The sequence below is a fragment of the Bacteroides sp. genome (assembly GCF_052357945.1).
In the GTDB taxonomy this organism is placed as follows: domain Bacteria; phylum Bacteroidota; class Bacteroidia; order Bacteroidales; family Bacteroidaceae; genus Bacteroides.
The window spans coordinates 13,041-22,515 of the sequence record NZ_DAWCXD010000079.1; the positions used below are offsets into that span (position 1 = coordinate 13,041).

General features: G+C 44.8%; 6 protein-coding genes. 5 read left to right on the top strand and 1 reads right to left on the bottom strand.

The genetic code is table 11. The features are described from left to right. Positions 1–2,278 (bottom strand): PEP/pyruvate-binding domain-containing protein (locus ACT8YW_RS14450; protein ID WP_444105758.1); only part of this gene is annotated, 2,278 nt, incomplete at its 3' end. Positions 2,279–2,449: 171 nt separating this feature from the next. Between ACT8YW_RS14450 and ACT8YW_RS14455 the strand changes: the two genes are divergently transcribed. From ACT8YW_RS14455 to ACT8YW_RS14475, 5 genes are all read left to right on the top strand, one after another. Then, positions 2,450–4,561, top strand: coding sequence for a prolyl oligopeptidase family serine peptidase (locus ACT8YW_RS14455; protein WP_444105760.1), 2,112 nt, complete (start codon positions 2,450–2,452; stop codon positions 4,559–4,561). A 216-nt stretch (positions 4,562–4,777) separates the two neighbouring features. After that, positions 4,778–6,115 (top strand): NADP-specific glutamate dehydrogenase, encoded by a 1,338-nt coding sequence (gdhA, locus tag ACT8YW_RS14460; protein WP_004317267.1) that lies wholly within the window; start codon positions 4,778–4,780, stop codon positions 6,113–6,115. Between the two features lie 232 nt (positions 6,116–6,347). Next, complete coding sequence (locus tag ACT8YW_RS14465; RefSeq protein ID WP_444105762.1) at positions 6,348–7,511, top strand: M24 family metallopeptidase; 1,164 nt, start codon at positions 6,348–6,350, stop codon at positions 7,509–7,511. 82 nt (positions 7,512–7,593) lie between these two features. Next, positions 7,594–9,156 (top strand): sulfatase family protein, encoded by a 1,563-nt coding sequence (locus ACT8YW_RS14470; protein WP_444105764.1) that lies wholly within the window; start codon positions 7,594–7,596, stop codon positions 9,154–9,156. A gap of 102 nt (positions 9,157–9,258) precedes the next feature. Further along, a partial coding sequence (locus tag ACT8YW_RS14475) for a sulfatase-like hydrolase/transferase (protein WP_444105766.1) occupies positions 9,259–9,475 on the top strand: 217 nt, incomplete at its 3' end.

A 9,475-nucleotide genomic window follows, 5' to 3' on the forward strand; every position in this document is an offset into this window, starting at 1 on the left:
TACGAGCCAACGGGAATACATCATGTTGCAGGATATTGGCAAAAGTAATCACCTTCCGACCTCCGGGATATAAACCATCCCGGATAATCTGGTCATACGGGTCATACGTAGAAGCGATATAACGCAAGGCACCATCATTTTCCGCCTCTTTAACATGGAGTTTCAATAAATTGAAACCATCGTCGATAGAAAAATCATGCCCGGCATTTTTCAAGTCCAAAGCATAAAAACGGGTCTGGGTCTCTTTCAGAGCGATTTCCATTTCACTGGTTTGCAATACCTGATTGGGATGATAAGGAGAAAAACGAAGGGTCATACCACCGTCTACAATATATTTTCCCAATCCCAAAGCCAGGTTAACCGTTCCTTCTTCTGCTTTTTCATCCCCTAACGGATAATAATTCAGCGAACGGGCCACACCGGACATAGACGGATAATAACGGTCGCCATATTGATTACCAACTACCTCCTGCAAGATAACAGCCATCTTTTCCTGATCGATTACATTCGAAGTGGCCTGCATATACGCTTTGCTGTCACGGAAATAAACCGAAGCATACACCCCTTTTATAGCATCCGAAAGCATACGCAACATTTCATACCGGTCATCCAGATAGGGAATCATATATGTACTATAAATTCCGGCGAACGGCTGATAATGAGAGTCTTCCAATAAAGAAGAGGAACGGATGGCAATCGGAGATTTCACCACATCGAAGAAAGTAAAGAAGTCCTCCACCAGCCTGTCCGGCAACTTGGCCTTCAGGAAGTATTTCAGAATCGTATCATCATCCGCATTCGACAATGCAATCTGATACAAATTATTGGTATCCATAAATTCATCAAACACATCCGTACAGAGCACTACCGTTTTAGGAATGGCGACACGCGCATTCTCAAACTCGTCAAACTCCGGATGACGCTTCACCATATTATCAATAAAAGCCAGTCCACGCCCTTTTCCGCCCAAAGAACCATCTCCGATACGGGCAAAGTTAGAATAACGGTCGAAGCGGTCGCGCTTAAAGACAGCCACAACTCCCTGATTCTTCATCTTACGATACTTCACGATGGCTTCAAAGATGATTTTCCGGTGAGCATCCACATCCTGAAGACTATTCCAGGTAATCGGTTTCAAGAACTCGGCTACCGGGAACATGGCACGAGAATAGAACCAACGCGACACGTGATTCCGGCTGATATGATATAAGAAAGACTCCGCAGGCACGGCAAAAAGAATGTTTTGCAATTCTTTCAGATTCCGGACACGGGCAATCTCTTCCCCGGTATCCGGGTTACGGAATATAAAATCGCCAAAACCAAAATTATCGGAAACGATACGACGCAAATCGACATCCATCTTTTTTGAGTTCTTATCAATAAAGCTGGCACCATACTTAGCTGCATAAGACGAATTTTCCGATTCGGACGACTGGATAATCAACGGAACAAACGGATCGTTCTTGCGTATCTCGGCACACAATTTGATACCTGCCAGACCGTCTTTCTCCCCCCGCTCCACTTTCGGAAAACGGACATCGGTGATTACTCCTAATATGTTATTCTGATACTTATGATAAATTTCCATTGCCTCCTGATACGTACGTGCCAGTACAATCTTAGGCCGCCCACGCATACGAAGTGTACGCTGGTGCGCATTCAAGGCTTCAGTAGAAAACTCCTGACTCTGCTTCAACACGAACTTATACAGATTCGGCAAAATAGAAGAATAGAAACGAATGCCATCCTCCACCAAAAGAATCAACTGCACACCGACTTCCTGCACATCGTGTTCCAGATTCATCTTGTCCTCTATCAATTTGATAATAGACACCAACAGGTCGGTATTGCCTAACCAACAGAACACATATTCAAACGCACTCAAATCTTCATTGATAATCCGTTTGGTGATACCATGGCTGAAAGGAGTCAGGATCACGATAGGAATATGCTCGTATTTCTCTTTGATATGGCGACCGATGTCGAAACTATCATTATCCCCTGTGCTCGGCATGCAAATCACCAGGTCGAACGACATATTTTCCAACTGCGCCAATGCTTCCTCCTCTGTGGATACCTGCGAGAAACGAGGTGGATAACGCAAAGATAAAGAGGTATATTCATTGAAAATCTTCTCATCAATGCGCCCGTCATCTTCCAGCATAAAAGCGTCATAAGGGTTGGCGATTAACAACACGTTAAAAATTCGCCTTGTCATCAGGTTGGCGAACTGTGTATCTTTGAAGTAAAGCTGGTTTAATTTATATTTACTAAGCATAAAGTCATTCTCCTTTCTTATTTCAAATCGTCTATCTGCAGAATCACATTTTGCAAAGTTAATTCTTTAAATCTCATTTTCCATCATCTTCTTTATAAAGTTTACTTGTTTATCTCTTATTATTTTGTAGATTTGTAACTTTAAGTTTATTCAAAAAGACTTTTTATTCACATGAAAAAAGTAACTTTATTAATGAGTGGAATCATGGTGATGTCATGCGCTCCCCAACAAAAAAAGCTGGTCTACCCCGAGACGGCAAAGGTAGACACTGTAGATGTGTACTTCGGCACACAAGTTCCCGACCCTTACAGATGGTTGGAAAATGACACCAGCGCAGCCACTACTGCCTGGGTAGAAGCACAAAACAAAGTAACGAATGAGTATCTTAGCCAGATCCCGTTCCGCGAAAACCTGCTGAAACGATTGACGACACTGGCCGATTATGAGAAGATCAGTGCCCCGATCAAGAAACATGGAAAATATTATTTCAGTAAAAATGACGGTCTGCAGAACCAGAGTGTATTCTATGTGCAGGACTCACTGGACGGTGAACCGCGTGTTTTTCTCGATCCGAACAAACTATCGGACGACGGAACAGTAGCACTGACCGGTCTTTATTTCTCAAACGACGGCAAGTACACCGCTTACAGTATTTCACGCAGCGGTTCGGACTGGTCTGAAATTTATGTAATGGATACCGAAAGCGGAAAACTGCTGGAAGACCACATCGAATGGGCCAAGTTCACCGGTGCTGCCTGGCAGGGAGACGGTTTCTATTACAGCGCCTATGATGCACCGTCCAAAGGTAAAGAGTTCTCCAACGTGAACGAGAATCACAAAATCTATTATCACAAAATCGGTGAGCCACAGTCAAAAGATAAACTGATTTATCAGAATCCTGCTTATCCGAAACGTTTCTATACATCGAGCACCAGTGAAGACGAACGGATTCTCTTCCTAACGGAATCCGGCGCCGGAAGAGGTAACAACCTGTTTATACGGGATTTGAAAAAGCCGAATTCACCCTTCATCCAGCTGACTACAGACCTCGACTACCAATATTACCCAATCGAAGTTATCGGCGACCAGATTTATATTTATACCAACTACGGTGCACCGAAAAACCGGATCATGGTAGCTGACATCAACCGTCCGAAACTGGAAGACTGGAAAGAGCTCGTACCCGAATCGGAAGCTGTTCTTTCAAACGCGGAAGTGATCGGTGGCAAACTGTTCCTTACTTATGACAAAGATGCCTCGAACCACGCATACGTTTACGGTCTTGACGGCAAACAAATTCAGGAAATCCAACTGCCGTCACTCGGTTCCGTAGGCTTTAGCGGCAACAAAGACGACAAAGAATGTTTCTTCGGATTCACTTCATTCACCATTCCGGGTGCTACCTACAAATACGACATGGATCAGAACACCTACGAACTATATCGTGCCCCGAAAGTACAATTCAACTCGGACGATTTTGTGACCGAACAAGTATTCTTCGCCAGCAAAGACGGCGTAAAAATTCCGATGTTCCTTACTTATAAGAAAGATTTGAAGAAAGACGGCAAAAACCCTGTATTCCTCTACGGATATGGCGGCTTCGGCATCAGCCTCAACCCGGGCTTCAGCGCCACACGTGTTCCATTCCTCGAAAATGGGGGTATCTACGCACAAGTAAACCTGCGCGGCGGTAGTGAATACGGCGAAGACTGGCACGTAGCCGGAACTAAAATGCAGAAACAGAACGTATTCGACGATTTCATCTCTGCTGCCGAATATCTGATCGACCAGAAATATACGAATAAAGATAAAATCGCCATTGTAGGAGGTTCCAACGGTGGTCTGTTGGTAGGTGCCTGCATGACACAGCGTCCTGACCTGTTCCGTGTAGCGATCCCGCAAGTAGGTGTAATGGATATGCTCCGCTACCATAAATTCACTATCGGCTGGAACTGGGCAAGCGATTACGGCACAAGCGAAGACAGCAAAGAGATGTTTGAATACCTCAAAGGCTACTCTCCACTGCACAACCTGAAACCGGACACGAAATATCCGGCAACACTAGTCACTACCGCCGACCATGACGACCGTGTAGTCCCTGCCCACTCATTCAAGTTTGCCGCTACCCTGCAAGCCGACAACGACGGTACGAATCCGACACTGATCCGTATTGACAGCAAAGCCGGGCATGGCGCTGGCAAACCAATGGCCAAAGTACTGGAAGAACAAGCTGATATTTACGGATTCATCATGTATAATCTAGGAATGAAGCCAAAATTCTAAAGCGCCACTTCCTATTTGTAAACACATAGAAGCCCCGTAGCCTGTATTTTACATTACAGGCTGCGGGGCTTTGTGTTTTTCAGCAGAAGAATTTGACATTTTATCATTATTTAATCAAAATATCCGCATTAAAACAAGCAACTTTGAAAAATTTTCCTATATTTGCAGTGAGTTAGTTGACATTTTATCAGAATTAACCTTTTAAAATATAGTATCATGAACATCCAGAAAATCATGTCCTCTTTGGAGGCTAAGCATCCCGGTGAATCTGAATATCTTCAAGCAGTGAAGGAAGTTCTTCTTTCTATCGAAGATATATACAATCAACATCCTGAATTTGAAAAAGCTAAAATCATAGAAAGATTGGTAGAACCCGACCGTATCTTCACTTTCCGTGTGACGTGGGTGGATGACAAAGGCGAGGTGCAGACCAACCTCGGTTATCGTGTACAATTCAATAATGCGATCGGTCCTTATAAAGGTGGTATCCGTTTCCATGCTTCCGTCAATCTTTCCATTCTGAAATTCCTCGGTTTCGAACAGACATTCAAAAATGCACTGACCACGCTGCCTATGGGTGGTGGAAAAGGTGGTTCCGATTTCTCTCCGCGCGGTAAGAGTGATGCTGAAATTATGCGTTTCTGCCAAGCCTTTATGTTGGAGTTATGGCGTCACCTCGGACCGGATATGGATGTACCAGCCGGTGATATCGGCGTAGGCGGACGTGAAGTAGGTTATATGTTCGGTATGTATAAGAAACTGACTCGCGAATTTACAGGCACATTCACCGGCAAGGGATTAGAATTCGGAGGCTCGTTGATTCGCCCGGAAGCTACCGGTTTCGGTGGTCTGTATTTTGTAAATCAGATGCTACAAGCGAAAGGTATTGATATAAAAGGTAAGACAGTCGCTATTTCCGGCTTCGGCAACGTTGCATGGGGAGCAGCTACTAAAGCTACCGAACTGGGTGCCAAAGTGATTACAATTTCCGGTCCGGACGGATATATCTACGATCCGGATGGTATCAGCGGCGAGAAGATAGACTATATGCTCGAACTTCGTTCGTCAGGTAATGACATTGTTGCACCTTATGCAGAACAGTATCCGAATGCTACCTTTGTAGAAGGCAAGCGCCCATGGGAAGTGAAAGCAGACATCGCACTTCCTTGTGCTACCCAAAATGAATTAAATGGAGAAGATGCTCAAAATCTCATAAAAAATGACGTACTTTGCGTCGGAGAAATTTCCAACATGGGATGTACTCCCGAAGCAATCGACCTCTTTATTGAACATAAGACAATGTATGCTCCGGGTAAAGCGGTCAACGCAGGCGGTGTTGCCACTTCCGGTCTGGAAATGTCTCAAAACGCAATGCACCTAAGCTGGAGTGCTGCCGAAGTGGACGAAAAGCTCCATGCAATCATGCACGGCATCCATGCACAATGCGTGAAGTACGGCACGGAACCCGACGGATACATTAATTATGTGAAGGGTGCCAACATTGCCGGATTTATGAAAGTAGCTCACGCAATGATGGGACAAGGCGTTATTTAGAAGACTTTGTTTAGTTGTATTTGTATTTGTGGTTTGCGCTGCTCGCCTCCTGTGACAGGACGCGGGTAGCGCTATTTTTTTGAGATTAACATTATTTTCGCTGGAATTAATTATCTTTGTAGCATGATAGGTTAAATAATGGTTTGTGAATTTGTTATATCAGATAAACAACTCACAACTAATAATTTACCATTACTAGTTTTGTAATTAATAATCATGTAATAAATAAAAAATGCTACAACCCGAATTGAAATTTCGCCGTGACAAGATTCGCAGTCTGATGGTGTCACAGGGCATTGACGCCGCACTTATCACTTGTAATGCAAATTTAATTTACACGTATGGCTGTGTAGTCAGTGGCTATCTTTACCTCCCCCTTCATTCGCCTGCACTATTGTTTTTCAAACGCCCTAATAATATCACAGGAGAACATTCGTTCTCGATTCGCAAACCGGAACAAATCGTTGACCTGTTGAAAGAACAAGGATTGCCGATGCCAACCAAACTGATGTTAGAAGGTGACGAGCTCCCTTATACGGAATATTGCCGTCTGGCCAACCTGTTTCCGGAAGCAGAAGTTGTAAATGGCACCCCGTTGATTCGTCAGGCACGCAGCGTAAAAACACCTGTAGAAATCGAGATGTTCCGCCGTTCGGGCATTGCCCACGCCAAGGCATACGAGCAGATTCCAAGCGTATATCGCCCCGGTATGACGGACATCGAGTTTTCCATTGAAATAGAACGCCTGATGCGTCTGCAAGGTTGCCTCGGAATTTTCCGGGTATTCGGACGCAGCATGGAAATATTCATGGGTAGCGTACTGACCGGAGACAATGCCGGATACCCCTCGCCCTATGATTTTGCTTTAGGTGGACAGGGACTTGATCCTGCTTTGCCGGGAGGAGCAAATAAAACTCCGCTAAAGGAAGGTCAGAGCGTTATGGTGGACTTGGGAGGTAACTTCAACGGCTACATGAACGATATGAGCCGCGTATTCTCAATAGGAAAGCTGCCCGAAGAGGCTTACACCGCCCATCAGGTTTGTTTGGATATCCAAACAAAGATAGCTTCCATCGCCAAACCGGGCATTGCTTGTGAAGTGCTTTACGACATAGCTGCCGAAATGGCCAAAGAAGCCGGATTTGCCGACAAATTTATGGGAACAGGGCAACAAGCCAAGTTTATCGGCCACGGTATCGGACTCGAAATTAATGAAGCTCCGGTATTGGCTCCCCGCATAAAACAACAATTAGAACCGGGCATGGTCTTTGCCCTCGAACCGAAAATCGTTATTCCGGGTGTAGGCCCCGTAGGTATTGAAAACTCTTGGGTAGTAACCAATGAAGGAATAGAAAAGCTGACAAACTGCAATGAAGAAATCATTGAATTAAGTTAAACAGACGATGAAAAAGATGTGTCCGGCAAAGAACAGACACATCTTTTTCTACTACTAATAACACACTTAACCCCCAAAAACAATGAAACAACCTTTCATTCTAACCCTTATGTCCACTGTTGCCTGCGCTGCAACAGCCACTAACAAAGCACCGGAAAACACTACACCGACAAAGTCAAAAACACCCAACGTCGTATTTATCTACGCTGACGATCTCGGTTATGGCGATTTGGAATGTTACGGAGCTAAAAACGTGCAAACCCCTAATGTCAACCGACTGGCAAAATCCGGAATTCTTTTCACCAACGCTCATGCAACAGCCGCCACCAGTACCCCTTCCCGCTATTCCATGCTGACAGGAGAATACGCCTGGCGCAAAGAAGGAACGGATGTAGCGGCAGGAAATGCCGGGATGATTATCCGCCCCGAGCAATACACCATGGCAGATATGTTCAAAAGTGTCGGTTATGCTACTGCCGCAGTAGGCAAATGGCATTTGGGACTTGGAGATAAAACCGCTACTCAAGACTGGAATGCTCCGTTGCCTTGCGCATTAGGTGATTTAGGATTCGACTATCATTATATCATGGCAGCTACAGCCGACCGCGTGCCTTGTGTATATATCGAAAACGGAAAAGTTGCCAACTACGATCCGAGTGCTCCTATCGAAGTAAGTTATCAAAAGAACTTCGAGGGCGAACCTACCGGAAAAAGTAATCCTGAATTACTTTACAACCTCAAGCCAAGTCACGGTCACGACATGTCCATCGTCAACGGGATTTCCCGCATCGGTTTCATGAAAGGCGGAGGAAAAGCACTCTGGAAAGACGAAAACATTGCTGATTCATTAACGACACATGCCATTCAGTTTATTGAGGAGAACAAAAACAAACCTTTCTTCCTCTACTTTGCCACTAACGACGTACATGTTCCTCGCTTTCCTCACGACCGTTTCAGAGGCAAAAACCCGATGGGATTAAGAGGCGACGCTATCGTACAGTTCGATTATTGTGTCGGTGAAATTCTGAATACATTAGAGAAATTGGGTTTAAGAGAAAATACGCTCATCATTCTTTCAAGTGACAACGGCCCGGTAGTAGACGACGGATACGACGACAAAGCAGAGGAACTGCTCAACGGGCATAGCCCTGCAGGACCGTTACGGGGCAACAAATACAGTGCCTTCGAAGGAGGCACGCGTATTCCCGCCATTGTCAGCTGGCCTGCGGGAGCAGAAAAAGGCATGACTTCAGACCTGTTGGTTTCGCAAGTAGACTGGCTGGCTTCTCTGGCTTCCCTCACCGGAGCTACGATGCCTAAGAGCACTGCACCGGATAGTTACAACTATCTGGTGAGTTGGTTAGGTAAAGAAAAGACAGACCGTCCGTGGGTAATAGAGCAGGCTTCCAATCACACGCTGTCTGTCCGCACCAAAGACTGGAAATACATCGAACCGAATGACGGACCGAAAATGATCCAATGGGGACCGAAGATAGAAACCGGAAACTCTAAAGAACCGCAGCTTTATAAAATGAAAGAAGTGAAAGAGGTGACCAACTACGCAAAAAATATGCCGGAGAAAGTGACCGAACTGCAAAATATCCTTCAAAGCGTACGCGAAGGAAAAGATTTAATCGGAAAATAGATTCAGGATATGGAATACTGAAATGCCTCATAAAGACAGCCACAAAGCCTTAGAGAGGCATTTCATTCTAACCAACTTAACCTTATTTAATTGCATAATATGATGAATTATAAATCAATCTCGTTGATAGGCGGCACGCTGCTTCTATCTACCTTAACTGCCAACGGACAGAAAAAGAACACCCAACCCAATATTCTTTTCATTCTTTGTGACGACATGGGATATGGAGATTTAGGTTGTTACGGTCAACCATTTATCCGCACTCCTCATATAGACACGATGGCGAATGAAGGTATGCGTTTTACACAGGCATACGCCG